Source organism: Yinghuangia sp. YIM S10712, assembly GCF_051388935.1.
Lineage (GTDB): Bacteria > Actinomycetota > Actinomycetes > Streptomycetales > Streptomycetaceae > Yinghuangia.
This window is the reverse complement of record NZ_JBPKBI010000018.1, coordinates 89,288-113,851: the sequence shown is the minus strand read 5'-3', so window position 1 is coordinate 113,851 and position 24,564 is coordinate 89,288. Positions and strand designations below refer to the sequence as shown.

At 72.2% G+C, this 24,564-nt stretch carries 24 protein-coding genes; 15 read left to right on the top strand and 9 right to left on the bottom strand.

The features are described 5' to 3' along the window. The first annotated feature begins 84 nt into the window (after positions 1–84). Positions 85–1,164 (top strand): succinyldiaminopimelate transaminase, encoded by a 1,080-nt coding sequence (gene dapC, locus ACRX5W_RS27560; protein WP_436791056.1) that lies wholly within the window; start codon positions 85–87, stop codon positions 1,162–1,164. Positions 1,165–1,299: 135 nt separating this feature from the next. Here dapC and ACRX5W_RS27555 read toward each other — a convergent pair whose 3' ends face one another. Further along, on the bottom strand, positions 1,300–2,028 hold the full coding sequence (locus tag ACRX5W_RS27555; RefSeq protein ID WP_436791038.1) for a hypothetical protein: 729 nt from the start codon (positions 2,026–2,028) through the stop codon (positions 1,300–1,302). Positions 2,029–2,381: 353 nt separating this feature from the next. Beyond that, complete coding sequence (locus ACRX5W_RS27550; RefSeq protein WP_436791037.1) at positions 2,382–3,299, bottom strand: hypothetical protein; 918 nt, start codon at positions 3,297–3,299, stop codon at positions 2,382–2,384. A gap of 24 nt (positions 3,300–3,323) precedes the next feature. Between ACRX5W_RS27550 and dapE the strand changes: the two genes are divergently transcribed. The 3 genes from dapE to ACRX5W_RS27535 all read left to right on the top strand — a co-directional run bounded on the left by dapE (position 3,324) and on the right by ACRX5W_RS27535 (position 7,159). Then, a complete protein-coding gene (dapE, locus tag ACRX5W_RS27545; protein ID WP_436791036.1) occupies positions 3,324–4,403 on the top strand; it encodes a succinyl-diaminopimelate desuccinylase in 1,080 nt (359 codons plus the stop codon). Between the two features lie 309 nt (positions 4,404–4,712). Continuing rightward, positions 4,713–5,483, top strand: a complete 771-nt coding sequence (locus ACRX5W_RS27540) for a TIGR00730 family Rossman fold protein (RefSeq protein ID WP_436791035.1) — start codon at positions 4,713–4,715, stop codon at positions 5,481–5,483. A gap of 263 nt (positions 5,484–5,746) precedes the next feature. Then, a complete protein-coding gene (locus ACRX5W_RS27535) occupies positions 5,747–7,159 on the top strand; it encodes an alkaline phosphatase PhoX (RefSeq protein WP_436791034.1) in 1,413 nt (470 codons plus the stop codon). Positions 7,160–7,415: 256 nt separating this feature from the next. Here ACRX5W_RS27535 and folP read toward each other — a convergent pair whose 3' ends face one another. After that, positions 7,416–8,228, bottom strand: a complete 813-nt coding sequence (folP, locus tag ACRX5W_RS27530) for a dihydropteroate synthase (protein ID WP_436791055.1) — start codon at positions 8,226–8,228, stop codon at positions 7,416–7,418. Positions 8,229–8,491: 263 nt separating this feature from the next. Here folP and ACRX5W_RS27525 point away from each other — a divergent pair, with 263 nt between their 5' ends. After that, positions 8,492–8,971, top strand: a complete 480-nt coding sequence (locus ACRX5W_RS27525; RefSeq protein WP_436791033.1) for a DivIVA domain-containing protein — start codon at positions 8,492–8,494, stop codon at positions 8,969–8,971. Next, a complete protein-coding gene (locus tag ACRX5W_RS27520) occupies positions 8,968–9,609 on the top strand; it encodes a DNA-3-methyladenine glycosylase I (RefSeq protein WP_436791032.1) in 642 nt (213 codons plus the stop codon). The genes ACRX5W_RS27525 and ACRX5W_RS27520 overlap by 4 nt, the downstream gene beginning before the upstream one ends. A 333-nt stretch (positions 9,610–9,942) precedes the next feature. Here the strand turns inward: ACRX5W_RS27520 and ACRX5W_RS27515 are convergent, their stop codons facing one another. Continuing rightward, positions 9,943–10,731, bottom strand: coding sequence for an enoyl-CoA hydratase-related protein (locus tag ACRX5W_RS27515; protein WP_436791031.1), 789 nt, complete (start codon positions 10,729–10,731; stop codon positions 9,943–9,945). A 337-nt stretch (positions 10,732–11,068) separates the two neighbouring features. Between ACRX5W_RS27515 and ACRX5W_RS27510 the strand changes: the two genes are divergently transcribed. After that, positions 11,069–11,248 (top strand): DUF3117 domain-containing protein, encoded by a 180-nt coding sequence (locus ACRX5W_RS27510; RefSeq protein WP_231773639.1) that lies wholly within the window; start codon positions 11,069–11,071, stop codon positions 11,246–11,248. 156 nt (positions 11,249–11,404) lie between these two features. On the opposite strand, the gene ACRX5W_RS27505 is transcribed toward ACRX5W_RS27510, so the two are convergent. Continuing rightward, the gene (locus ACRX5W_RS27505) at positions 11,405–12,103 is read right to left on the bottom strand and encodes an O-methyltransferase (protein ID WP_436791030.1); all 699 of its coding nucleotides are present in this window, start codon (positions 12,101–12,103) and stop codon (positions 11,405–11,407) included. 416 nt (positions 12,104–12,519) lie between these two features. Between ACRX5W_RS27505 and sigE the strand changes: the two genes are divergently transcribed. The 5 genes from sigE to ACRX5W_RS27480 all read left to right on the top strand — a co-directional run bounded on the left by sigE (position 12,520) and on the right by ACRX5W_RS27480 (position 17,271). After that, positions 12,520–13,176: an RNA polymerase sigma factor SigE gene (sigE, locus tag ACRX5W_RS27500; RefSeq protein WP_436791029.1), complete on the top strand. Its 657-nt coding sequence runs from the start codon at positions 12,520–12,522 to the stop codon at positions 13,174–13,176. 66 nt (positions 13,177–13,242) lie between these two features. Beyond that, entirely contained in the window at positions 13,243–13,908 is a 666-nt protein-coding gene (locus ACRX5W_RS27495) for an anti-sigma factor family protein (protein WP_436791028.1), read from the top strand. A 435-nt stretch (positions 13,909–14,343) separates the two neighbouring features. Further along, positions 14,344–15,849, top strand: coding sequence for a trypsin-like peptidase domain-containing protein (locus ACRX5W_RS27490; protein ID WP_436791027.1), 1,506 nt, complete (start codon positions 14,344–14,346; stop codon positions 15,847–15,849). A gap of 182 nt (positions 15,850–16,031) precedes the next feature. Next, on the top strand, positions 16,032–16,457 hold the full coding sequence (locus tag ACRX5W_RS27485; RefSeq protein ID WP_436791054.1) for a sec-independent translocase: 426 nt from the start codon (positions 16,032–16,034) through the stop codon (positions 16,455–16,457). Positions 16,458–16,608: 151 nt separating this feature from the next. After that, positions 16,609–17,271, top strand: a complete 663-nt coding sequence (locus tag ACRX5W_RS27480; RefSeq protein ID WP_436791026.1) for a hypothetical protein — start codon at positions 16,609–16,611, stop codon at positions 17,269–17,271. A 151-nt stretch (positions 17,272–17,422) separates the two neighbouring features. On the opposite strand, the gene ACRX5W_RS27475 is transcribed toward ACRX5W_RS27480, so the two are convergent. From ACRX5W_RS27475 to ACRX5W_RS27465, 3 genes are read right to left on the bottom strand one after another with little or no spacing between them, the layout of a single operon-like run. After that, positions 17,423–18,589, bottom strand: coding sequence for an Mrp/NBP35 family ATP-binding protein (locus tag ACRX5W_RS27475; RefSeq protein ID WP_436791025.1), 1,167 nt, complete (start codon positions 18,587–18,589; stop codon positions 17,423–17,425). Between the two features lie 10 nt (positions 18,590–18,599). Continuing rightward, a complete protein-coding gene (locus tag ACRX5W_RS27470; protein WP_436791024.1) occupies positions 18,600–19,286 on the bottom strand; it encodes a DUF1003 domain-containing protein in 687 nt (228 codons plus the stop codon). Next, on the bottom strand, positions 19,276–20,586 hold the full coding sequence (locus tag ACRX5W_RS27465) for a magnesium transporter MgtE N-terminal domain-containing protein (RefSeq protein ID WP_436791023.1): 1,311 nt from the start codon (positions 20,584–20,586) through the stop codon (positions 19,276–19,278). Before ACRX5W_RS27465 ends, ACRX5W_RS27470 begins: the two co-directional genes overlap by 11 nt. 307 nt (positions 20,587–20,893) lie before the next feature. Between ACRX5W_RS27465 and ACRX5W_RS27460 the strand changes: the two genes are divergently transcribed. Both ACRX5W_RS27460 and ACRX5W_RS27455 read left to right on the top strand, forming a co-directional pair. Next, positions 20,894–21,718, top strand: coding sequence for a hypothetical protein (locus tag ACRX5W_RS27460; RefSeq protein ID WP_436791022.1), 825 nt, complete (start codon positions 20,894–20,896; stop codon positions 21,716–21,718). Between the two features lie 168 nt (positions 21,719–21,886). Further along, positions 21,887–22,792, top strand: coding sequence for a hypothetical protein (locus tag ACRX5W_RS27455; protein WP_436791021.1), 906 nt, complete (start codon positions 21,887–21,889; stop codon positions 22,790–22,792). A 107-nt stretch (positions 22,793–22,899) separates the two neighbouring features. Here ACRX5W_RS27455 and ACRX5W_RS27450 read toward each other — a convergent pair whose 3' ends face one another. Then, positions 22,900–23,445: a hypothetical protein gene (locus ACRX5W_RS27450; RefSeq protein WP_436791020.1), complete on the bottom strand. Its 546-nt coding sequence runs from the start codon at positions 23,443–23,445 to the stop codon at positions 22,900–22,902. Positions 23,446–23,552: 107 nt separating this feature from the next. Here ACRX5W_RS27450 and ACRX5W_RS27445 point away from each other — a divergent pair, with 107 nt between their 5' ends. Beyond that, the gene (locus tag ACRX5W_RS27445) at positions 23,553–24,521 is read left to right on the top strand and encodes an HpcH/HpaI aldolase/citrate lyase family protein (protein WP_436791019.1); all 969 of its coding nucleotides are present in this window, start codon (positions 23,553–23,555) and stop codon (positions 24,519–24,521) included. The last annotated feature ends 43 nt before the right edge of the window (positions 24,522–24,564 follow it).

Below are 24,564 nucleotides of genomic sequence, written 5' to 3'. Positions count from 1 at the left end.
CCCCCCCCCCCCCCCCCCCCCCCCCCCCCCCCCCCCCCCCCCCCCCCCCCCCCCCCCCCCCCCCCCCCCCGCGTCTCCGCGCGTCTGCCGGAGTTCCCCTGGGACCGTCTGGACGGCGCCAAGGCGACCGCCGCGGCCCACCCGGACGGCATCGTGGACCTGTCGGTCGGCACACCCGTCGACCCGACACCGGAACTGATCCGCGACGCGCTCGCCGCCGCCGCGGACTCGCCGGGCTACCCGCTGACCTACGGCACCTTGGCACTCCGCGAGTCCGTCGCCGGATGGCTGCGCCGCCGCCTCGGCGTGACCGGGGCCGACCCGGGCGCCGTCCTCCCGGTGATCGGCACCAAGGAACTCGTCGCCGGGCTGCCGGGCCTCCTCGGCCTCGGCCGCGGCGACAAGGTGGTGCACCCGGCGCTGGCGTATCCGACATACGACGTGGGGGCGCGCCTCGCCGGCGCCGAGCCCGTGCCGACGGCCGACGGCGAGACACCCGACGCCGACGGCGTACGCCTGGTGTGGATCAACTCGCCCGCCAACCCGCACGGCGCCGTGCGGACCGTTGCGGAACTGCGCGAATTCGTCGCGTGGGCCCGGTCGGTCGGCGCGCTGCTCGTATCCGACGAGTGCTACATCGAGCTCGGCTGGGAGGCCGAGCCCGTCTCGGTGCTGCACCCCGACGTGTGCGACGGCTCGCACGACGGCCTGCTCGCCGTCCACTCGCTGTCGAAGCGCTCGAACCTCGCGGGCTACCGGGCCGGTTTCGTCACCGGTGACCCCGCGGTGGTACGCGAGCTGCTCGCCGTCCGCAAACACGCCGGCATGATCGTGCCGGGCCCGGTGCAGGAGGCGATGCGCGTCGCGTTCGGCGACGACGCCCACGTCGCCGAGCAGAAGGCGCGGTACGCGGCGCGGCGGGCCCAGTTGCGCGACGCGCTGGAGTCGGCCGGGTTCCGCATCGACCACTCCGAGGCGAGCCTGTATCTGTGGGCGACCCGCGACGAGGCGTGCTGGGACACGGTCGCCTGGCTGGCCCAACGCGGGGTGCTCGTGGCCCCCGGCGAGTTCTACGGCGCGGCGGGCGCACGGCACGTACGGATCGCGTTCACTGCGACCGACGAACGCGTCGCGGCGGCCGTCGAACGACTCAAGTCGGACTGACCTGCTCGGTGGCCTCCAGGTGGCGCCCACCCGATAAACGCCGGGTGGGCGCCACCTCGGCCTGCCGGCACCCCGAGCCCGCGAACTTCTCCGCGGCCTCGCCCTGCGGCACGGGCGGGGCCGGAGACGCGAGCGTCAGATGAGGCGCGGCATCTCGCGCAGCGGCGTGCTGAGGCCCTCGACGGTCGTCGCGGCGTCCGTCACGATGTGGCCGTGCGTGCCGCGCGCCAGTTCGGTGTCCATCGTGGGCATGGCCGCGTTGACCGACTTGTCCGTCGCGTAGCCGGTGATCGGCAGCGCCGGACCGAGACCCATTCCCGCCGGCCGAAGCACCGACGCCTGGAGACGGCGCGCGACCGCGTCGCTGCCCGCGGTCACGCCGTCGACCGACGGCAGGCCCGCCTCGGGGTGCGCGACCTGGCCGACGAGCGGCTGCACGAGCTTCGTCACGCCGGGCTGCGCGGCGAGATGCTGCACCTTGCCGACCGCCTTGACCACCGGGGCCTCCCGGAGGTCCGGCACCTGCGGGCTGACCCGGTCGAGCAGCGGTACGGCGCCGGTTTCGGCGACATCGGCGGCTTCGGTGACCGTGTTCAGGGCCCGCGGGACCGCGCCGGGCTCGGTGACCTTGTCCACGGCCCCGGCCAGCGGCACGCCGACGGCGGGCTGCACGGCGTCGGTGACACCGTCCACGGTGAACGGCACGCCGCTCATGTTGGTCTGCGAGACCCCGGGAAGGTCGAGGGGGTGATTCCCCAACGGCAGGGCGGCGGCGTGCGCGGACGCCGCGCCCACCACAGGCGCGGCACCCGCGGCGACCAGCAGCGCGGCCTGGACCACACGGCGCGGGAGAGTGCTCGACATCGCGCTCCTCAATTTTCGGCAGGCGAGGTTGCGGTGCCCGGCTCGGACGAACCGGACACCGGGTATATCGGCGCGAGCACGCGAAGGTTCCGGGTTGTAGCCCGTCCGAGTGGTTGAATTCTCGGCGCGGAACAGGTGTGGAGCGCTCGATCGGGGTATGCGCCGAGGTTCGCCGGCAAACGGTCGGGCATCTCAGGCCGGACGGGCTCAGGCCCGACGGGCTTGGACCCGACGGGCTTGGACCCGACGGGCTTGGACCCGACGGGCTTGCGACAGTCGCCCGTCAGCCCGTCAGCCCGTCAGCCCGTCAGCCCGTGTCGCCCGTCGGGCCGTGTCGTCCCTCGGGTGTTCCGTCAGTCCGCGAAGCGGATCCTCACCACGGACGGGTCCGCCGGCGGTGCCTCCGCGCCCTGCGCACCCGTCGCCTCGCCGACGCGCCAGCCCTTGCCGCCCTTGTTGCGGGTCCACACCTTGCCGTCGAACGCCACCTCGCGGATGCCGAGTTCGGCGGCCTGCGCGACGGCCCAGGCCGCGATCGACCAGCCGCGGCCTTCGCCGGAGCCCGGTCGTACCGTCAGCGTGCCCGGCGTGGCCTCGGTGATCGAGCCGCCGTTGAGCACCGGCGCGTACTCCGTCGTCAGCGCGGCCCGCAGCGGCTCGGCGGCGACCACCGCTGGGTCGCCCTTCAGACGGCAGGCCAGCGACGCCGGCACGCGCCCGGTCAGGGCGTCGGCGAGCGCCTGCGCCTCGGGTTCGTGCTGGGCGTACGCGTCGGGGTACGCGCTGCGCTGCACCTTCTGCGCCGCGACGGTCAGCGGCAGGTCGAGGTAGCCCTCCACCTTCACAAGGCCGTCGTAGAACTTGCCCACGGCGTACACCGGGTCCTGGATCTGCTCCACCGTGCCCCAGCCCTGCGACGGCCGCTGCTGGAACAGCCCGACCGAATCCCGGTCGCCGTACGTGATGTTGTAGAGCTTCGACTCCTGCATGGACGTCGCGATGGCGATCGTGACCGCCCGCTCCGGCAGTCCGCGAGCTTGCGCGACCGCCGCCATCGTCGCGGCGTTCGCCGCCTGGCCGGGGTCGAACTCGACGTCGCCGTCCGCTGTTTCGACCGTGCACTCGTCGCTGCCCGGGGCACCGTCGGGCCACATCCTGACCACGGCCACGCCGACCCCCGCGAACAATCCGAGGACGATCAGCAGGGCGACCGCCCAACCGAGTATTCCGGACCGCTCCGTCTGCTCCGAACTGCGTTTTCTTTGACCCACACCCCGAAGACTATGGTGACCGGTATGCCTGCTGCTCTGGACTTGACGCGCGATGCCGCCGATGTGACCGCACAACTCGTCGACGTCCCCTCCGTCAGCGGCGCCGAGCGCGCCCTCGCGGACCTGGTCGAACAGGCCCTCCGCGGCCTGCCGCACCTGTCCGTGGACCGCGACGGAGACGCCGTGGTGGCCCGCACCAACCTGGGCCGCGCCGAACGCATCGTGCTGGCCGGGCACTTGGACACCGTGCCGATCGCCGACAACGTTCCCTCGCGAGCCGAAGGCGGGTTGTTGTTCGGCTGCGGCACCTCGGACATGAAGGCGGGCGTCGCGGTGCAGTTGCGCCTCGCGGCCCACCTCACCGAGCCGAACCGCGACATCACGTACGTCTTCTACGACAACGAGGAGGTCGAAGCAGTCCACAACGGCCTCGGCCGCCTCGCCCGCAACCACCCCGACTGGCTGGCCGCGGACTTCGCGGTGCTCATGGAGCCGACCGGCGGCGTCGTCGAGGGCGGCTGCCAGGGCACGATGCGCGTGCGCGTGACGACGGCCGGGCTCCGCGCGCACTCGGCGCGTTCATGGCTCGGCGACAACGCCGTGCACAAGGCCGCGCCGATCCTCGCGGCGTTGGAGGCGTACGAGCCGCGCGTCGTGGTGATCGACGGCCTCGAATACCGGGAGGGCCTGAACGCCGTCGCCATCCAGGGCGGCGTGGCCGGCAACGTCATCCCCGACGCCTGCTCGGTCACCGTCAACTTCCGTTTCGCCCCCGACCGTTCGGAGGCCGAGGCGGAAGCGCACCTGCGCGAGGTGTTCGCGCCCGCCGCGGAGCGCGGCGCCACGATCGAGATCACCGACTCCGCGCCGGGTGCGCTGCCGGGCCTGGGCCGCCCCGCCGCCGCCGCGTTCGTCGCGGCCGTGGGCGGCACACCGCGCGCCAAGGTCGCGTGGACGGACGTCGCCCGTTTCTCGCAGTTGGGCGTCCCGGCGGTCAACTACGGCCCCGGCGACCCCGCACAGGCCCACACCAGGACCGAGTACGTCGAGATCGCCGCCGTGGGACAGGCCGAGGAACGCCTTCTCTCCTGGCTCGCGCCCTGACCGCGCCCTGACCGGAACGCTCGCCACGCCCCGGTCCGCACCCGGACGACGGGACCCTGCGGATCGCAGCCGGTGGGCCGTCACGGCCCTGCGCGGCGAGAGCCGGCAGATCGTCCCGCCCACCGCACGACCCGACCATCCCGCAGCCGGCCGTCACCCGCGCGCACGTCGACCCGGCGGCGTCGAACCCGCGCGGCGTGTGCGGAAAACATGAAAGCCGTCCGACCTCGCGGCCACGATCGGATGATGCGATCACGACGGTTGGGTAATTCCGCACGGCTGATCATTTGTCGTGCCAGTGTGGTCGGCATGGACACGCGCTACACGCCCGCAGAGCCCCCCGAGTTCGCCACGCCCGCGGAGGTCGCCGCGGCACACCCCCTCGCGGTGCGCCATCTCGGCGCCGAGGCGTGGCGCGTACTGCGCATCCAGTCGGAGTTCGTCGACGGCTTCAACGCCCTCGCCGAGCTCGACAGGGCAGTCGCGGTCTTCGGCTCGGCACGGACGCCACCGGCCTCGCCGGAGTACGCCATCGGCGAGCAGGTCGGCAAGGCGCTCGTCGAGGCCGGGTACGCCGTGGTCACCGGCGGCGGTCCCGGTGCGATGGAGGCCGCCAACAAAGGCGCGCAGCAGGCAGGCGGCACGTCCGTCGGGCTCGGCATCGAGCTGCCGTTCGAGCAGGGGCTCAACCCGTACTGCGACATCGAGCTCGTGTTCCGGTACTTCTTCGTGCGCAAGACGATGTTCGTCAAGTACTCGCAGGGCTTCGTCGTGCTGCCCGGCGGCATCGGCACCCTCGACGAGCTCTTCGAGGCGCTGACACTCGTGCAGACCCGCAAGGTCACGCACTTTCCCCTTGTCCTCATCGGCCGCGACTACTGGTCGGGCCTGGTCGACTGGCTGCGCGATCGCGTCGTGGCGCAGGGGAAGGCGTCGCCCAAGGACCTCGACCTGATCCACCTGACCGACGACGTCGAGGAAGCGATCCGCATCATCGTCGACGCGGGAGCCGTGTTGGACGAGACCGAGGCCGCGGTACGCCAGGCGAAGGAAGAAGCCGAGCGGCGCGCAGGGCACTGACGAGAGGCCGCACGAGTCGCGGAACACCCCGGGGACACCCGGGGTTTCCGTCCCGTTCCCCCGTGTTCCCGGGCCTGCACGGGCTGTCACAAGCCCGGCAGAGACGGACGAACGGTCGTCTGACCGGCATGCCTTTGCCCCGTCGCGTTCACCCTGCCGACACCGCCGCGCGCGACTGTGAGTCGGCCGGCGCCACAGACGATGCCGTGCCGGAGATGCGCTTGGTCTTCTCGCGCATCTGTCCTCTCTGAGCAGGAGAACCGATGTCGCTGTCCCGTAGAGGCTTCCTGGGCCGCTCCGCTGTCGCCGGAGCCGGTATCGCATTCGTCGGCAGCACGGAGATGCTGCTCGCTCCGGGTGCGTCGGCCGCGTCCGACAACGGGCGCGGGGGGCCGAATCGCCCGGAGTTCGGCTACGGACCCGTGGTCGCCGACCCCGCCGGCAAGCTGGCACTGCCCGCAGGCTTCTCGTACCAGATTGTCACGCAGGCGGGTGTCACCAAGCTGGAGTCGGGCGAGTTCACGCCGGACAAGCACGACGGCACGGGCGCCTTCCACCTGCGCGGCGGCGGGACCGTACTGGTCAACAACCACGAAATCGGCGCCATCACCTCCAGCCAGTTGCCGGTGCCGGCCCTCGCCGGGTACACCTACGACCCGGCCATGGGCGGCGGCTGCACCGTCGTCGAGACCGACCGCAACGGTCGCCGCACCCGCGAGTACGTCGGCGTCGCGGGCACCGCGGTGAACTGCGCGGGCGGCAAGACGCCGTGGGACACCTGGCTCACCTGCGAGGAGACCGAGCTCCTCGCCGGCCAGGGCGTCGCGACCAAGGACCACGGCTACGTGTTCGAGGTCGACCCGTACGACCGCCGCGCCAACCGCGACCCGAAGCCGATCAAGGCGCTCGGCCGCATGGCCAAGGAGGCCGCCGCGGTCGACCCGTGGCGCGGCCACATCTACATCACCGAGGACGCCTCCAACCCCAACGGCCTCCTCTACCGCTGGGAGCCTCCGCGCGGCTACCGCGGCGGCCGCGGCCGGCTCCAGCGGCTGGGCGACACCGACGGCGTGTTCGCGGCGATGAAGTGCATCGACGCGGCGGGCAACCACGTCGACGACCTGTCGCGCGCCACCGAGATCGGCACGCGGTACGACGTGAAGTGGATCCCGGTCCCGGACCGCGACGCGCGCACGACGTCGACCCGCAAGCAGTTCGCCAACAGCGACATCACGCGCGGCCGCAAGATCGAGGGCATGTGGTGGGGCGACGGCGGCGCGTACGTCGTCACAAGCTTCGCGCGCGCCGAGAGCCCCGGCACGCCGCACGACGGCCAGGTGTGGTTCTACGACCCCAACCGCAGCCGCATCACGCTCAAGCTGCGCTTCGGCGTCAACCCCACGCCGGACGTCGACGGCCCCTTCGACGGCCCGGACAACATCAGCGTGTCGCCGCACGGCGGCGTCATCCTCGCCGAGGACGGCGACGGCGTGTCGCATCTGGTCGGTGCGACGAGCGACAACCGCTCCTACCCGATCGCGCGCAACGACCTGAACGACAGCGAGTTCGCCGGGCCGACCTACTCCCTCGACGGGCAGATCCTGTTCGCCAGCATCCAGAGCCCCGGCATCATGTACGCGATCACCGGCCCGTGGCGCCGGCACCGCGACCTCTGATCTGCTCGGCCGCGGCACGCGAGCCCTGGCGCGTGCCGCCGAACCGCGGGCGAACAGGAGTGACGGACGCGCCCCGCACTCCTTCGTGACCCGTGACCGCGACCGCCCGGCCTCCGGATGAGGCCGGGCGGTCGCGGGCGTTCCGGGGCCGTGACGGGCAGCGCCGAGGGCAGGCAGCGGCCGCGTCACCGCCCAGGTGGGCCGCCCCCGAACCGCGCGCCGAACCTGTCGATCCGCGCGGCCCGCGCCGGACCCGTCACGCCAACGCCCGCCGTGCGACCGCCGGTTCGCGCTGCCCCCGGATCGTCGCGACCATGTCCAGGGTCTGCCGCGTCTCGCGCACCTGGTGCACGCGGTACACGCGCGCGCCCAGCCAAGCCGAGACCGCGGTGGTCGCAAGCGTGCCCAGCAGCCGGTCGTCGACCGGGGCGTCGAGGGTTTCGCCGACGAAGTCCTTGTTCGACAGCGACACCAGGACCGGCCACCCGGTCTCCGCCATCTCGCCGAGCCTGCGGGTGGCCTCCAGCGAGTGGCGGGTGTTCTTGCCGAAGTCGTGGCCCGGGTCGATGAGGATCGCGTCGCGGCGTACCCCCAACGACAGGGCGCGTTCGGCGAGGCCGACCGTGACGTCCAGGATGTCGGCCATCACGTCGTCGTACCCGGCCCGGTGCGGGCGGGTGCGCGGACGCGCGCGGCCGGCGTGCGTGCACACGATGCCCGCGCCGTGCCGCGCGGCGACCTCGGCCAGCTTCGGGTCCACACCGCCCCACGCGTCGTTGAGGAGGTCCGCACCGACCGCGCAGACCGCCTCGCCGACCTCGTGGCGCCACGTGTCCACGCTGATCACCACGTCCGGGTGGCGCCGCCGGACCTCGGCGACGAACGAGACCGTACGCCGCATCTCCTCCGCGGCGTCGACCTCCGCCCCGGGCCCTGCCTTGACCCCGCCGATGTCCACGATCGCCGCCCCGTCGGCGACCGCGCGGTCCACCGCCTCCAGCGCCGGACGGTCGTCGAACGTCGCGCCCTTGTCGAAGAACGAGTCGGGAGTGCGGTTCACGATCGCCATGATCACGTGTTCGTCGTCGCCGAACTCCCGCGCGCCCAGCCGCAGCGTCGCCACCGATGCCTCCAGTCCGTACCCGGTGTCCGGGCATGTCCGTTTCCGGGCCGCCCGCATCCGCGTACGGTCCCCCGCGTGCCCGGTGCTTCGCGTTCGGGGGGCGACGGGCTTACGCCACCTCCTTAAGATCGTGGCACGATCGTCCCGGGCACGGCCGACAGGGGCCGCACCCGCGGCGTCGACAACCGCCGACATTGGGGAGAGCTTCCGTGTTCTGGATCCAGCTTGTCGTCGTGACCGGCGTGGTCTTCGTCGTGGCCGCCGTGGTCCTCGGCGCCGGCGGATCCCTGCCGGACGCGCACCAGGACCGCCCCGACCTGTCGCCGGCCCCCGACCGGCCGCTGACGGTCGAGGACATCGACCGCGTCCGCTTCCCGGTCGTGCTGCGCGGCTACCGGATGAGCGAGGTCGACTACATGCTCGACCGACTCAGCGCCGAGTTGTCCGCGCGCGACGCGCGGATCATGGACCTGGAGTACCGCCTCGCGGGCGTCCTCCCACCCGGCGTCGCCGCGCCCGCGAACCTGCCGCAGCCGAACGGACCCGCGGCGGCCGTACCGCAGCCCGGGCCCACCCTCACCAAGGCGCCGTCGCAGCCTGCCGAAACGGACCAGGCCGCCGCCCCGGCCGCGGTCACCCCCGACGCGGCGGGCCGGGAATCGGACGACACCGGGGAGGACCGGGCGTGACGGCCGAAGCGGAACCCGGCGCCCCCGAAACCCCACCCGACTCCCCGCGCGAGCCGGGCGCCGCGGTCGTCGGCCCGGACGGACTCGCCCGGTGCCCCTGGGGGATCTCCACCGACGACTACATCGCCTACCACGACACCGAGTGGGGCGTGCCGCTGCACGGCGACGACGCCCTGTTCGAGCGGCTGTGCCTGGAGGCGTTCCAATCGGGCCTGTCGTGGCTCACGATCCTGCGCCGCCGTGTCGGGTTCCGCGAGGCGTTCGACGGGTTCGCCATCGAGCAGGTCGCGGAGTACGGCGACGACGACGTGACCCGGCTCCTCGACGACACACGCATCATCCGCAACCGCGCCAAGATCGTCGCCTGCATCGCCAACGCCAAAGTCGCCCGCGACCTGCCGGGCGGCCTCGACAAACTGATCTGGTCGCACGCCCCGAAGCCCAATGCCCGACGCGCGGCCCCGCGCACCGTCGCCGACGTCCCGGCGACCACCCCGGAGTCCGAGGCGCTCGCGAAGGACCTGCGCAAGAAGGGCTTCAAGTTCGTCGGGCCCACCACGGCCTACGCGATGATGCAGGCCTGCGGCCTGGTGGACGACCACCTCGCCGACTGCCACGCGCGGCGCCTGCCGGTGTGAGACGCCCGCCGGTGTGAGACGCCGACCGCGTCCCGGCAGCGGCCCACGCGGGAGCGGCGCCCGAACCCGGCTTTGAGGATGGGTGCGCCGGCGGGGGCGAACCCTGTTTGGCGCGATGCGCGCCGGTGCCGGTGACGTCCGCGACGAAATCGGCGCCCCCGCGCACATTCCTCCGGTGGCCGGGCGCCCGCAGGCCGCGGCGCCGCGCCTCGCGAGCGTGAAAGAGCGATGCCGGCCCCGGCGCGACGCGGGCGCGACCCGGCGCGAACCCGGACACAGCCTGGGCCGCACCGGGCCGGGCCGCCCGACATCCGCGTGCGCCGGCCCGCCGGCTCACTTGCCGGTGAACTCCGGCTTCCGCTTCGCGAGGAACGCGTCCACCGCGATGCGGTGATCGTCGGACTTGCCGACCTTGAGCTGGAGCTCGTCCTCCTTCGCGAGCGCGTCCACGACCGAGGTGTGCGCCGCGTACGCCAGCGACTCCTTGATCGCACCCAGCGCGACCGTCGGACCCTCGGCCAGCCTCCGCGCGAGAGCGCCGGCCGTGGTGGCGACCTCGTCGGCCGGAACCACCTGGTTGGCCAGGCCGAGCTCCAACGCCTTCGCCGCCGGAATGGTCTCCGGAAGCATCAGCAGCTCGGTCGCCTTTGCGTGGCCGACCAGGCGCGGCAGGGTCCACGACGCACCCGAGTCCGCGGTCAGCGCGACGCCCGCGAAGGCCAGGTTGAAGCCCGCGGTGTCCGCGACGATCCGGAAGTCGCACGCGAACGCGATCGCCGCGCCCGCCCCGGCCGCGACGCCGTTGACGGCGGCGACCACCGGCTTGCGCATCGTCGTGATCGCCGTCACGAGCGGGTTGTAGTGGTCCTTGACTGTGGAGAACGTCACCTCGGGGCTCTTGTCGAGCAACTCGATGTGCTGCTTGAGGTCCTGGCCGACGCAGAACGCCCGCCCGGTCCCGATCAGGAGCACCGCACGCACCGCGTCGTCCTCGGCGGCGCGCTGAACGGCGTCCCGCAGCGCCGCTTTCGTGTCGGTGTCCAGCGCGTTCATCGCGTCGGCGCGGTTGAGGGTGATCGTCGCGACGCCCTCGGCGAGGTCGTACAGAACGTTGTCGGCCACGAAAGGTCTCCCGTCGGTGGGTGCGGGCGCAGGCAGGTCCGCGCGCCCGCGAATGCCCTCAGCATGCCGGACCGCATCGCCCGGCCCGTCGCTGCCCCGGCCGCCGCATCCGGGCCGTGCAGCGTCGGCGCAGGTCGGGACCGGTCGCGGCCGGACGGGCCGGATCCGACCGGACAGACCGGGAATTCCGCTCCCGCCGGGCACCCGGGGACGGTCCTCCCTGACCGATGTTGCTCAAGACGCCGCCGAATGCGGGATAATGGGGCCTGATCAATGCGCTCGAAGACCGGTGGCCGGGTGAGCACCGGTGTGTCGATATGCAGGAAGGGGAACGAGCATGGCGGCCATGAAGCCGCGGACGGGCGACGGCCCGCTCGAGGTGACCAAGGAAGGGCGGGGCATCGTCATGCGCGTTCCGCTCGAGGGCGGAGGGCGGCTCGTGGTCGAGCTGACCCCCGACGAGGCGGGTGCGCTCAGCGAGGCGCTGGCGAACGCCACGGGTGCCAAGGCCTCCTGAGGAGGGGCCACGAGCCCGGCGCCACCCTCGACCGAGTCGCGGTGAGCAGCGGCCCCGGCCGGTATGTGTTCAGGGGAGTCCCGATCTGCGGATCGGGGCGCATCTGTGAGAACGTACCGGCCGGGGCCGTCGTATGTCCGCACGTCAGGCGGTTGCTCAGCCGCGCCGCACCGCACACAGCAGGCCGTCGCCCACCGGCAGCAGCGTCGACACCAGGGCGTCGTTCTCGCGCACGGACCGCAGCAGTTCGCGTACGGCCTGGGTCTCCGGGTCGCGGTGAACCGGGTCCGCCACGCGGTCGTGCCACAGGGCGTTGTCGAAGCACACGACGCCGCCCGGACGCAGGAGGCGCAGCGCCTCGGCGAGGTAGTCGCCGTACTCCGTCTTGTCGCCGTCGCAGAAGACGAGGTCGTAGCCGCCGTCCGCGAGCCGAGGCAGGACATCGACGGCCCGGCCCGGAATGAAGCGCGCCCGGCCGCCGGAAAACCCCGCCGCGGCGTAGGTCTCCTTGGCGATTCGCTGGTGGTCCGGCTCCAGGTCCACGGTGGTCAGCACACCGTCGGGACGCATGCCGCGCAGCAGGTAGACGCCCGACACGCCGGTGCCGGTGCCGATCTCGGCGACCGCGCGGGCACCGGTGGCGGCGGCCAGGAAGCCCAGAGCCGAACCGCCGCCGGGGCTGATCGGCACGACGCCGACCTCACGGGCACGGTGGCGGGCCCCGACGAGGACGGCGTCCTCGCTCGCGTACGCCTCCGCGAACTCCCAGCGGGCCTGGCGGTTGCTGGAGATGGCTTCCTCCTCGCGTCCGGCCGCGCGGGACCCGGCGACCTCCGATGGCGCAAGAGTAATCAACAGCCACGGCGCCCTTCACGCGCCGTCGCGGCGCACGGCCATGCGTCGAGGCAGGTCACAGCGGGCCGGTACGGCCTGCGGCGGCCCCCGGCGCGTCACTGCCGGGCTGAAGACGCCGAGCGCGCCCCCGGCGGTTCCGCCGCCCGCCGATTGCGGCGATGCCGGGACGGTCGCCGGGAACCCCGGGCGCACACCGGTCGTTGACCTCTGTGGAACAGGCAAAAACAGGTTTGAGGTGCCGAAGAGGCGTTGGAAGCACTTATCCGGGCTTAACAGGCAGGTTGTCTAAGGTGGTTGCGCTACTCGAAAGAGGAGGTGTGGCAGTGGACGACCACCGCGAGGGACAGAGCGCTCCTCGCGCTGGGGCGCCGATGCCAAATCACGTGGCCGAAGCCGCAAACGCAACCACCGATCGCATGACATCCCCCGCTCCCGCCGACACCAAGGCGGCCTCGGGGGCCTTCACGCAGGAGCTCTCCGCACCGGGCACGACCGCCCGACCGGGAGACGACGCGTGGACCCCGCCGTCGTGGGAGGACATCGTCCGCACCCACTCGGCGCGGGTATATCGCCTTGCCTACCGCCTGAGCGGCAACCCGCACGACGCGGACGACATCACACAAGAGGTGTTCGTCCGGGTCTTTCGATCGCTGTCGAGCTATACGCCCGGCACGTTCGAAGGCTGGTTGCACCGGATCACCACGAACCTGTTCCTCGACATGGTGCGCCGTCGCCAGCGCATCCGGTTCGAGGGCCTCGCCGACGACGCAGCCGAGCGGCTGCCCGGACGCGAGCTCTCCCCGGCACAGGCGTACGACGACGCGCACTTCGACGCGGACATCCAGCAGGCGCTCGACGCGCTTGCCCCGGAGTTCCGTGCCGCGGTCGTACTCTGCGACATCGAGGGCCTGTCGTACGAGGAGATCGCCACCACGCTCGGTGTGAAACTCGGGACCGTTCGCAGCCGCATCCACCGCGGCAGGTCCCAGCTCCGGGCGGCGCTGCGGCACCGTGCCCCCCGGACCTCCGTCGACCGCGAGGAGATCCCGGGGTGTGCGTCGGTGCAGAGATGAGGGCACCGTGATCGTTGGTTCGACCGCCGGCAAGGTGGTAGGCCGGGCCTGGGAGGTGGCCGGCCGGTGAACCACCCCGAGGACAAGCTGGCCGCCTACGTGGACGGCGAGCTGGGGCATGATGCCAGGGAGAAGGTCCTGGCACATCTGGCGCAGTGCGCCGATTGCCGCGCCGAGGCGGAGGAGCAACGGCGCGTCAAAGCCCTGCTCGCGAACAGTGCCGAACCGGGCCCGTCCGCGGACCTGATGGGCCGTCTTTTCGCGCTGGGGGCGGGCGGCTTCGATGGCCCCGGTGCTTCCGACGACGACATAGTCGCCCCTCCGCGCGCCCGGGGGTCCGTTCAGCCCGTGAACCGCGGCCCCGCCGCGCCACGGCCGCGTGGCGGCACCGGACCGCGTGGCGGCACCGGACCGCGTGCGGGGCGCCCGAACAACACGTCGCCGCGCGTCCGCCCGCCGGTCAGCAGGCGGCGGCTCACATTCGCCGCGGCGGGTGCGTTCTCGATGATGGCCGTGGCGCTGAGCAGCGCGGTGATCGCCGGCGGCTCGGCGAACGGATCGCCCGGCCGTCCCGCCGCCCCGATCGTCGAACGCAACCTCGTAGAACAGGCAGGCACGGTCGGCACGTCCCCCGCCGTGGGAACGACCGAGGTCAGCCCGGCAACCCTGGCATCAGGGGTCGGCCGCACTTTGTCGGGCACGTCCTTGGACGCCACAGAGGAACGGATCTGACCCCGAAGCCCCGTGTCGGCCCCGCGTCGGCGGGCTCGACGCGGGCTGACGGTCGGCCTGGTCCGGATCGGTGGGGATTCGGCGCGGGCTCAACCGATCGACCGGCCGGCGCCGACTCGACGCGGGCTGACGGTCGGCTTGGTCTGGGCCAGTGGGGATTCGGCGCGGGCTCAACCGATCGACCGGCCGGCGCCGACTCGACGCCGGATTCGACAGCCGTTTCCGAAAGGTCGCCGGCGCCATGTTCCGCCCGGCAAAAGCCGCGTTGGCGGATGTTTCCCCGGTTCCCGGGTGTCCCGCTTCGGCGGGGCGCCCCGCGTGTTGTGGGGCTGCGCTGCGCGAAGGCGTCCTGCCGGGGACACTTGTCCCCGTGACGGGGCGCCGCAGGCGTCCCACCTGGAGAGGCGCGGCCAGGGGCCGCAGCGGAGGACCCCCATGAACGACGTGCCCGGCGACGCCCCTCAAGGCGGCGACGAGGACCAGGGCGACGCACACGAAAGGCCGGGCGCCCCCGGCGAATCCCCGTCCGCTCCTCCTGAGGCAGCGGGCGAGCCGTCGTGGCGGCCTCCGGAGACCGCGGGGCAGCCTGCCGGGCACCTCGGCAGTGGGATGGACGGACCGGCACCTGCGGAGCAGTTGCTGCCGGGCGACGGGCCGCGGATGGGGAAGGACGCCCCGCCGGAGCCTCCGGCGGATCAACCGGCCGCCGCGTTCGCCTCCGGGCAATCTCCCCACGGACCAGGTGCCCCCGGGGCGTGGGGTTTCCCGTACGTGCCCGGGCAGCCGGTCGCGACGCCGTGGGCTTTCCCGGCCGAGCCGGAGCCCCCGCAGGCGCCGATGCGCTGGACGTGGCGTGCGGCGGTCGGCCTCGCCTGCCTCGCGCTCGCGGCCGGGGCGCTCGGCGGCGGTGTCGCGGCCTGGTCGGTGGACCGGGAGAACAAAGGGGTGACGCTCAAGCAGCCCTCGTCTTCGGAACCCGACAGGCCGCGCGACTCGGTGGCGGGCCTGGCCGCGACGACGTTGCCCGGCGTCGTCTACATCCACGCGTCCAAGGGCGGCGAGCAGGCCACCGGGACCGGATTCGTGCTCGACACCCAGGGCTACATCCTTACCAACAACCACGTCGTGGCGGGTGCCGCCGACGGCGGTTCCATCACGGTGGTGTTCAACGGCGGCGAGCAGATCCAGGCGCGGATCGTGGGCCGCGACGCCGGCTACGACCTCGCGGTGATCCGTGTCGAGAACGTCAAGGGCCTGGTGCCGCTGCCGTTGGGGGACTCCGACGCGGCGCAGGTGGGCGATCCGGTGATCGCGATCGGAGCGCCGTACAACCTCGAAGGCACCGTCACCGCCGGGATCATCAGTGCGAAGGAGCGCGCGGTGAGTGCGGGCGGGTCGGGGGAGGAGGCGTCGTACATCAGTGCGCTACAGACCGATGCCCCGATCAACCCGGGCAACTCCGGCGGGCCGCTGATCGACGCGTCGGGGCGCGTCATCGGGGTCAACTCGGCGATCCGGGCGGCGGACGACGGCGGCAGTGCCGACCCGTTCGGCAGCGGTACGGCCGGCAGCATCGGCCTCGGCTTCGCGATTCCGATCAACCAGGCCAAGCGCGTGACGCAGCAGTTGATCGACGACGGCAAGGCCGTGCACCCGGTGGCCGGTGTGACGCTCGACACCCGGTATGAGGGCGTCGGCGCGCGGGTGGCCGACCGCGAGAACGAGGGACAGGCGCCCGTGCGCTCCGGCGGCCCGGCGGACCGGGCCGGCGTGCGACCGGGCGACATCATCACCGCGATCGACGGCAAGAAGGTCGCCGACGCCAACGAACTCATCGTCGCGGTCCGCAGCAGGGCGCCGGGCGAGACCGTCGAGCTCACGATCCAGCGCGGCGGCGGCGAGCTCACCGTGCCGCTGACCCTGGAGGCGGAGACCGGCTGATCTCGCCGCCGGTGTGACGGACGTATGGCGCGATGGTGGCCGGGCGGTCACATCTTCGGGCCAGCCGGGCATTTCGGGCGGTGGATTGCGGAGGGACGCTGCCGGTCTTCGACGGCGGCGGTTACTGTTGTCGGGGTCCGGTCGGCCGATCGGCCGTTGGTGCGCTTGCCCCCGTGGAGTCCCTGGTGTTCGACGTCGGTCCGTTGGAGATGGTCGCGCTCATTGTCCTCGCGATCGTCATCTTCGGTCCTGACAAGCTGCCCAAGATGGTCGGCGAAGCGGCGCGCACGATACGGAAATTCCGGGAGTTCTCCACCAACGCGCGCTCGGATCTGAAGAAGGAGCTCGGGCCCGAGTTCGAGAACATCAAGTTCGAGGACCTCAATCCGAAGACGTTCGTGCGCAAGAACCTCATGGGCGACGACGACGATCTCGGCCTCAAGGAGCTCGGCGATCTGCGGCATGATCTGACCCGACAGCTCAGCCTCGACCACGACGACGTCGGCGGCTCGTCGGGCGGCACGCGTTCGGTCGCGCACCCCATGGAGAAGAACGGCTCGCGTGTGCAGCCGGGAGAGCGCCCGCCGTACGACCTCGACGCGACCTGACCGCTCCGTCGGCTGTGCCGACGCGTGAAAACGGCGGGTCGTGGGTGAATGCCGCCCGCGTGCACGGGCACAGGCCGTACCGTCGTCCGAGAGCGGGGACGGGTGCCGGCGGGCACCGCTGAGCGCCGCGCGAGCAGACAAGGCTTAAGCAATGGACACGATGAGCCACGCAGGCGTGACCGAACAGACGCCGGGCGACGGGGCGGTGGGCGATCCGAACGACAAGGAGACGCGGTCGTCGCTGCTCGACCGCTACCTTGCCGCGGACTTCCCGTGGTACGGCCTGGACGAGGGGTGGAGCGGCCGGCGCTGGCTGGCCTCGGTGTGCGAGGGCCGGGAGGGGCTGGAGTACGGCACGCTGGGCCACGGCGACTCGCCCAGCCGCCGTCCGGGCGACCCGACGCCCCGCAAATTCGTCTCGGTGGTGACCGTGCCGCGGCGGGAACGCAGGCGGAGCGGCGACGGGGCCGGGATGCTCGAAGCGACGTCGATGGCGAGTGCGGCATCGGTCGCGGGGGTGGGGCTGCTGGCCGACACCTGGCCGTGGGAGCTCGAACGCGAGATGCGCCAGGAGTGGATGGAGCAGCAGACGTACCTGGCCTGGGAGTTGGCCGACGACCTCGACGGCGACGGCTGGACGGGCCTCGCCCTGCCGGTCGACGGGGTGCCCAACCGGTTCCGCTACCGCGAATCGGAGTACGGCTGGGTGATGGCCGGTCAGGCCGCCGACGTCTACCTGGGGGTGTACGGGCACGGCGTGAGCGCCTACGGCCTCGGCATCTCGGCGGTGCCCGAGCTCAAGACGTACGCCTGACCTCCCGAGCGGTGAGCGCCGCACGCCCCGCCGCCGGCGCGAAGGACGTGCCGGCGCCCGCCGACCCGCTCAGGGACCGCGGCCCGGCTCCATCCCGGCGGCAACGCCTCGGCACCGAAGAGAGCGTCACCGAGGCGTTGCGGCGACCGTCCTAGAACTTCCGCTTGGGTGTCAGCCCCAGTTGCATGCCGGACAGGCCGCGCGAGCGGTTGCCGAGTTTGTCGGCGATGGCCCGCAGGGCGACCGCGGCGGCGGAGTCGGGGGTGTCGAGAACGACCGGGGCGCCGGTGTCGCCGCCCTCGCGCAGGCGCGTGTCGATCGGGATCTGGCCGAGCAGCGGCACCTTCGTGCCGGTGGCCTGGGAGAGGCCGTCGGCGACCTGTCGGCCGCCTCCGCTGCCGAACACGTCGAGGATGTGGTCGTCGCAGTGGGGGCACGGCAGGCCCGACATGTTCTCGATCACACCGGCGATGGTCTGCCGCGTCTCGACGGCGATCGTGCCCGCGCGTTCGGCGACCTCCGCGGCGGCCTGCTGCGGGGTCGTGACGACGAGGATCTCGGCGTTCGGCACGAGCTGTGCGACGGAGATCGCGATGTCGCCGGTGCCGGGCGGCAGGTCGAGGAGCAGGACGTCCAGGTCGCCCCAGAAGACGTCGGCGAGGAACTGCTGGAGCGCCCGGTGGAGCATCGGGCCGCGCCATACGACCGGCGTGTTGCCGGGTGTGAACATGCCGATCGAGATGACCTTCACGCCCTGGGCCGAGGGCGGCATGATCATGTTCTCGACCTGGGTCGGCCGTCCGTCGACGCCGAGCATGCGCGGCACCGAGTGGCCGTAGATGTCCGCGTCGACGATGCCGACCTTCAGGCCCTGCGCGGCCATCGCGGCGGCGAGGTTCACGGTGACGGACGACTTGCCGACGCCTCCCTTGCCGGAGGCGACCGCGTAGACGCGGGTCAGCGAGCCGGGCTTGGCGAACGGCACTTCGCGCTCGGCTTGGCCGCCGCGGAGCTGGGACGCCAGCTCCTTGCGCTGTGCGTCGCTCATGACGTCGAGCTCGACGTCGACCGCGGTCACGCCCGCGACCGCGGCGACAGCGTCCGTCACGCGGGTGGTGATGGTGTCGCGCATCGGACAGCCGGCGACGGTCAGGTAGACCGCCACCTTGACGCGCCCGTCGGGGGCGATGTCGACGGACTTGACCATGCCGAGGTCGGTGATCGGCTTGTGGATCTCAGGGTCGTCGACGGTCGCCAGCGCGTCCCGTACGGCGTCTTCCGAGACAGTACGGATCTCGCCATCTTCCAGGGTTGCCATACCAGTGAGCTTACGTCCCCGGACGGGGTCCACCGCGCCGAGGTGGTCCGCTTCGGCCGCCGTCCCGGCCCACGGCGCCACTGCCGTCCCGGCCGCCACCGCGGCCGCCCGGGCGGTCCCTGTCGACGCCGCCGTCGCCGATGTCCGCCGTCACGTCGGTGGACGAGGCGAGGACGTGGTCGGTCTCCCGCCGTCCGTCCAGCTCCTTGACCAGCGCCTGGAGCTCGGAGCGCAGGAAGTCGCGGGTGGCCACCTCGCCGAGGGCGATCCGCAGCGCGGCGACCTCCCGTGTGAGGTATTCGGTGTCGGCGATGTTGCGTTCGTTACGTGCCCGGTCCTGTTCGAGATTGACGCGATCCCGGTCGTCCTGGCGGTTCTGGGCCAGCAGGATCAGCGGGGCCGCGTACGAGGCCTGCAACGACAGCGCCAGCGTCAGGAAGATGAACGGGAACTCGTCGAAGCGGAGTCGGTCCGGCACCGCGATGTTCCAGGTCACCCACACGATGACGGTCCCGGTCATGTAGACGAGGAATCTGCCGGTGCCCAGGAAGCGCGCGATGCGCTCGGAGAACCGGCCGAACGACTCCGGGTCGTACTTCGGGAACGGGCTCAGCCGCCGCCGGGGAAGCGTCGGCTGGTCGAGGCGCGGCCTGCGGCGCCGCTCCTCGGGGAGGGTGCTCTGCGGCTCACGTGCCATGGACGCGACTCCTCACCGCGGTCGGGGCCGCGACGCGGGCGTCGCCGTGCACCGAGCCCTCGCGCCAGTCCTGCGGCAGCAGGTGGTCGAGGACGTCGTCGACCGTGACGGCCCCGAGCAGGTGGTCGTCCTCGTCGACGACGGGCGCCGCGACCAGGTTGTACGCCGCGAGGAAGCCGGCCACCTCGGCCAGCGGCGTGTCGGGGCGCAGCGGCTGGAGGTCGGTGTCGACCACCGCGCCGACGAGGGTGAACGGCGGGTCGCGCAGCAGCCGCTGGAAGTGGACGACGCCGAGGTACTTGCCGGTGGGGGTCTCGGTCGGCGGGCGGGTGACGTACACCTGTCCGGCCAGGGCGGGGGAGAGGTCGGGGTTGCGGACCATCGCGAGGACCTCGGCGATCGTGGCGTCCGGCTCCACCACGATGGGTTCGGTGGTCATCATGCCGCCCGCGGTGTCGTCGGAGTAGGTGAGCAGCCGGCGTACGTCCTCGGCCTCGTCGGGCTCCATCAGGTCGAGCAGTCGTTCCGCGGTCTCCTCCGGCAGTTCGGAGATGAGGTCGGCGGCGTCGTCGGGGTCCATCGCCTCCAGGACGTCGGCGGCGCGTTCCTCGCGCAACTGGCCGAGGATTTCGACCTGGTCGTCCTCGGGCAGCTCCTCCAGGACGTCGGCGAGGCGGTCGTCGTCGAGGGCGGAGGCGACCTCGGCGCGGCGTTTCGGGGACAGGTTGTGCAGCACGTTGGCCAGGTCGGCGGGCCGCAGTTGTTCGAACGTCGCCAGGAGGTTGGCGGCGCCCTGCTGGTCTTCGGGGCGTTCGAATCCGGTCACCGCGTGCCAGTCGACGGTGAGCGTCGCGCCGCGCCGCCGCCGCAGGGCGGAGCCGCCGCCGGGCTTCTGCTTCTGCACGAACAGCTTGCTGATGAACCAGTCGCGTCCGCGGCCCGCGCTCATCGCCACGTCGAGCACCGTCACCAGTTCGCCGGTCTCGGTGAGGGTGACCCGGCGGTCGAGCATCTCGGCGAGGACGAGAGTTTCGGTCGGGCGCTGTTCGAAGCGGCGCAGGTTGACCAGCCCGGTGGTGATGACCTCGCCCGTCTCGACGCTGGTGACGCGGGTCATCGGGAGGAAGATGCGCCGCCGCGTGGTGACCTCGACGACCAGCCCGAGCACGCGCGGTGGTTGGCCCGCGGTGCGCATGGCCACGACCACGTCGCGGAGCCGGCCCACCTGGTCGCCTCCGGGGTCGAAGACGGCGACGGCGGACAGATGCGAGATGAACACGCGCCCCGGTGTGCCGGTCATGACCGCCTCCTTCCGCCCGAACCCCCGTACAGCCGGTCCGGCCGCCGCATGCCGGGACGCGGACGCCCTCCCGTTTCCGGTGCCACGCGGACAGCACAGTACCGGGCCGTCGTATTTTCCGATCTTGCGGAAGATCGGACACCCGTTTTCGCGTGTGCCCGGACCGGCCCGATGTGATGCCCGCCCCCGCGCTTTGTACCCTGCTGGTGCCGCGTCCGGGAGCTCACGGGCCGCTGTCCGGAAACTCCGGCCCCGTGCGGCGTGAGAATCCTTTGAGCCCAGGTCTGCCACCGTCCGAGGGGAACCGTTGCGCCGACGTCTGCGAGCGCCCGTCGTCCTGGTCCTGTTGCTGTGGATGTTCGTGTCCGCGTGCTCGTCGGACGAGCCGAAGGGATTCGCGTCCGAGCCCACCGCCACGATTCTCGAACAGACCCGGGCGGCGGCCAAGGCGGCGACCGCGGTGCACATCACCGGCACGTGGATCACCCAGCGCGTCGAATACCAGATCGACATGCGGATCAAGGCGGACGGCGCGGTGGGCGAGATCGTCACCGCCGACACCAAGATCGGGCTGCTCCGGGTCGGGGCGGACCTGTTCGTGCGCGGCGACGAAAGCCTCTACCAGCCGAACGACGGGCGCCAGGACCCCGATGCCGCCGCATCGGCGCAGGTGTTGCGCGACAAGTACGTCAAGGTCCCCTCCGACGACCCGGCCTACGCCCGCTTCGCCGGCTTCACGCAGCTCCACCCGCTGCTCGACGACCTGTTCCAGCTCAGCGGCACGATCAAGAAGGACGGCCGCAAGGACGTGCGCGGTGTCGAAACCCTCGCCCTGGTCGCCGACTCCGGCCGCGGCGGCGAAGTCTATGTCTCGCTCGGGGCCAAACCCTTCCCGATGCGCTACAGCCCCGGCACCAACTCCGGGCGGCTGGACCTGTACGAGTACGACCAGGACTTCCCCGTCGCGGCGCCGACCGGGGACCAGCTCGTCGACTACGGTTCGCTCAACCCGACGCCCGTCCCCTCCACCGGCACCGACACCGACACCGACGGCTCCGCGTCGCCGAGCCCCAGCGGGACCGGCAAGTCCGGTTCGAGTTCGTCCCCGAAGCCCACACGCAGCGCGACGTAGCCGGCCGATGCGATGAGTACGCGCGCACCGTGACTCGCGCCGCACCGCCCGGGATACGGTGGCGACGCACTTGCTCGACCGGATCGGTTCCACCGGTTCGATCCGTACGAACTCCCGTACACACTTCGCACGCACGTCCGGCATGTCTGAAACGTAAGGAACTTGGCGGTGACTCGACGAAGCGCCCGCCGGCGCACGGGAATCGCGGCGACGGCGGCGGTCGTGGCGGCGGTGCTCGCGGCCGGCTGCAGCGTGGGCAAGCCCGCGCACCGTTCGTTCTCCGACCCCGGCGACGAGCCGTCGGTCGGCCTGCCGCTCGGCAACCAGGTCGGCAGCCTCGACCCCGCGGCCATTCTGCAACGCGCCCAAGCGGCCACCGCGGCAGCGGCGTTCGTGCACATCAGGGGCGAGATCACCAAGGAGGGAGCGAGGTCGCCCTTCACCGTCGACATGCGCTTCACCAGCACCGGAAGCGACGGCACGCTCGTCGATGACGGCGTCACCGCCCGGGTCACGCGCGTCCAGAACCAGGTGTGGTTCCAAGGCGATCCGCGGTTCTGGGGCGAGGCCGGCAGCAGCGCCCAGGAGGAGTTCACCAACCGCGACAAGTTCATCCAGATCCCGGTGAACGACAAGAAGTACGCGGGCATCGTGGAGAACACGTACGTCGAGCGCCTGGTCACCAAGTTGCTCGGTGAGCCGGGGGAGTTGGAGAAGGGCGAGAAGCGCGAGGTCAACGGCCGCAAGGCGATCGCGCTGGTGGTGCGCGGCGCGGGCGGCGGCACGATCTGGGTGGCCACCGAGGGCGCGCCGTATCTGATCCGGTTCGAGGCCGCGCCGGAATCGAAGACCAAGGGCGCTGTCGACTTCCTGGGCTACAACGAGCGCACGGTCATCACCGCGCCCGACCCCGACCAGGTCGTCGACAAGGACCTGTCGCCGCAGCCGACCGGTTCGTCGAAGACGACCCGGAAGCCGACCAGCACGAGGACCCCGCCCGCGACGAGCGGGTCGTCGTCGGGTTCGTCCGGCTCGTCGGGGGCGACCAGGAGCCCTTCCGTCTCGGACGACTGACGCAGCGTCGGAAGAGCGCGCCGCATTGCGGCAGCCGGGGCGGGCGGAGGCCGCCCGGCTTTTCCGCCCGGGCTCCGGTCAGGTCGGCTGATGCGGCGGCCGGCGCGTCAGCGGCCCCGCAGCCGTTTGCCCCACGAGAAGTTGCGCGGCAGCGGACCGCGTGTCTGTGCCGGCGTGGGGACCGGCGCCGCCGCGTGGCCGGTGCTCGGCAGGGCGCCGCCGTGCGCGACCGCGCGTGCCGGGCCCAGCCGGACGATCACACACTCGCGTGCCCACCGTTCCGGCTGCGCCTCGCCGTCGCGTGCGTTGAGGCGTTCGCGGTGCAGGGCCGCCGCAGCGTCGGCCCAGGCTGCGTCGTCGGGGCGAAGCACGGTGACGTCCGAGGTCCACGCCAGCAACCGGCCGCCCTTGTCCTTGCTGCGCAGCGTCACCTCGGCGGTGGCGGCCTCGGCCAGGTCCGGCACGTACTGCTCGGTGCCGTCCGCGTCGCGGGCCAGGAGGATGTGGACCGCCCCGTCGTGCCACACGTGCCAGACCGGCCGTGCGGGTCGGCCGGCGGTGGTGATCCACAAAAGCGCGGACTTCTTGGCGGCCTCTTCGACCAGCGCGGCGTCGAACAACTCGTCGGCGGACGGAGTCCCGGGACCGTTCATGGACGCCAGCGTCCCACATGCCGGACGCGGCATACCCCGCATAGCCGCCCTCATGGGCGGCAAGTAGCCTGACCGCACGATCCCGCATGCAATGGGAGGACCACTTCATGGCCGCCACATCGCGAAGCCTGCGTTCCCGCCGTTCGTGTATGGCAGTTCCGGGCAGCAACCCCCGTTTCATCGAGAAGGCCCAGGGCCTGCCGGTGGACCAGGTGTTCCTCGACCTGGAGGACGCCTGCGCGCCGCTCGCCAAGGAGGGCGCGCGCCACACCATCGTGGACTCGCTCAACAACGGGGACTGGGGGGACCGGATCCGCGTCGTGCGGGTCAACGACTGGACCACCCACTGGACTTACCGCGACGTCGTCACCGTCGTCGAGGGCGCCGGCGCCAACCTCGACTGCATCATGCTGCCGAAGGTGCAGGACGCGTCGCAGGTCAAGGCGCTCGACATGCTGCTGACGCAGATCGAGAAGACGGTCGGCCTCGAAGTCGGCCGCATCGGCATCGAGGCGCAGATCGAGAACGCCCGCGGCCTGGTGAACGTCGACGAGATCGCGGCGGCGTCCCCTCGCCTGGAGACGATCATCTTCGGCCCGGCGGACTTCATGGCGTCGATCAACATGAAGTCGCTGGTCGTCGGCGAGCAGCCGCCCGGCTACGACACCGGTGACGCGTACCACTACATCCTGATGCGCATCCTGATGGCCGCGCGCATGCACGACCTCCAGGCGATCGACGGCCCGTACCTCCAGATCAAGGACGTCGACGGGTTCCGCCGCGTGGCCGGCCGGTCCGCCGCGCTCGGCTTCGACGGCAAGTGGGTGCTGCACCCCGGCCAGATCGACGCCGCGAACGAGGTGTACGCGCCCTCGCAGGCCGACTACGACCACGCCGAGCTGATCCTCGACGCCTACGACTGGTGCACGTCGGAGGCCGGCGGCGCCAAGGGCGCGGCGATGCTCGGCGACGAGATGATCGACGAGGCGTCCCGCAAGATGGCCCTGGTCATCTCGGCCAAGGGCCGCGCGGCGGGCATGACCCGCACGAGCAAGTTCGAGCCCCCGCAGAGCTGACGCTCGCCCGGCCCCGGCGCGCCGGGGCCGGACCCGGGGCCTT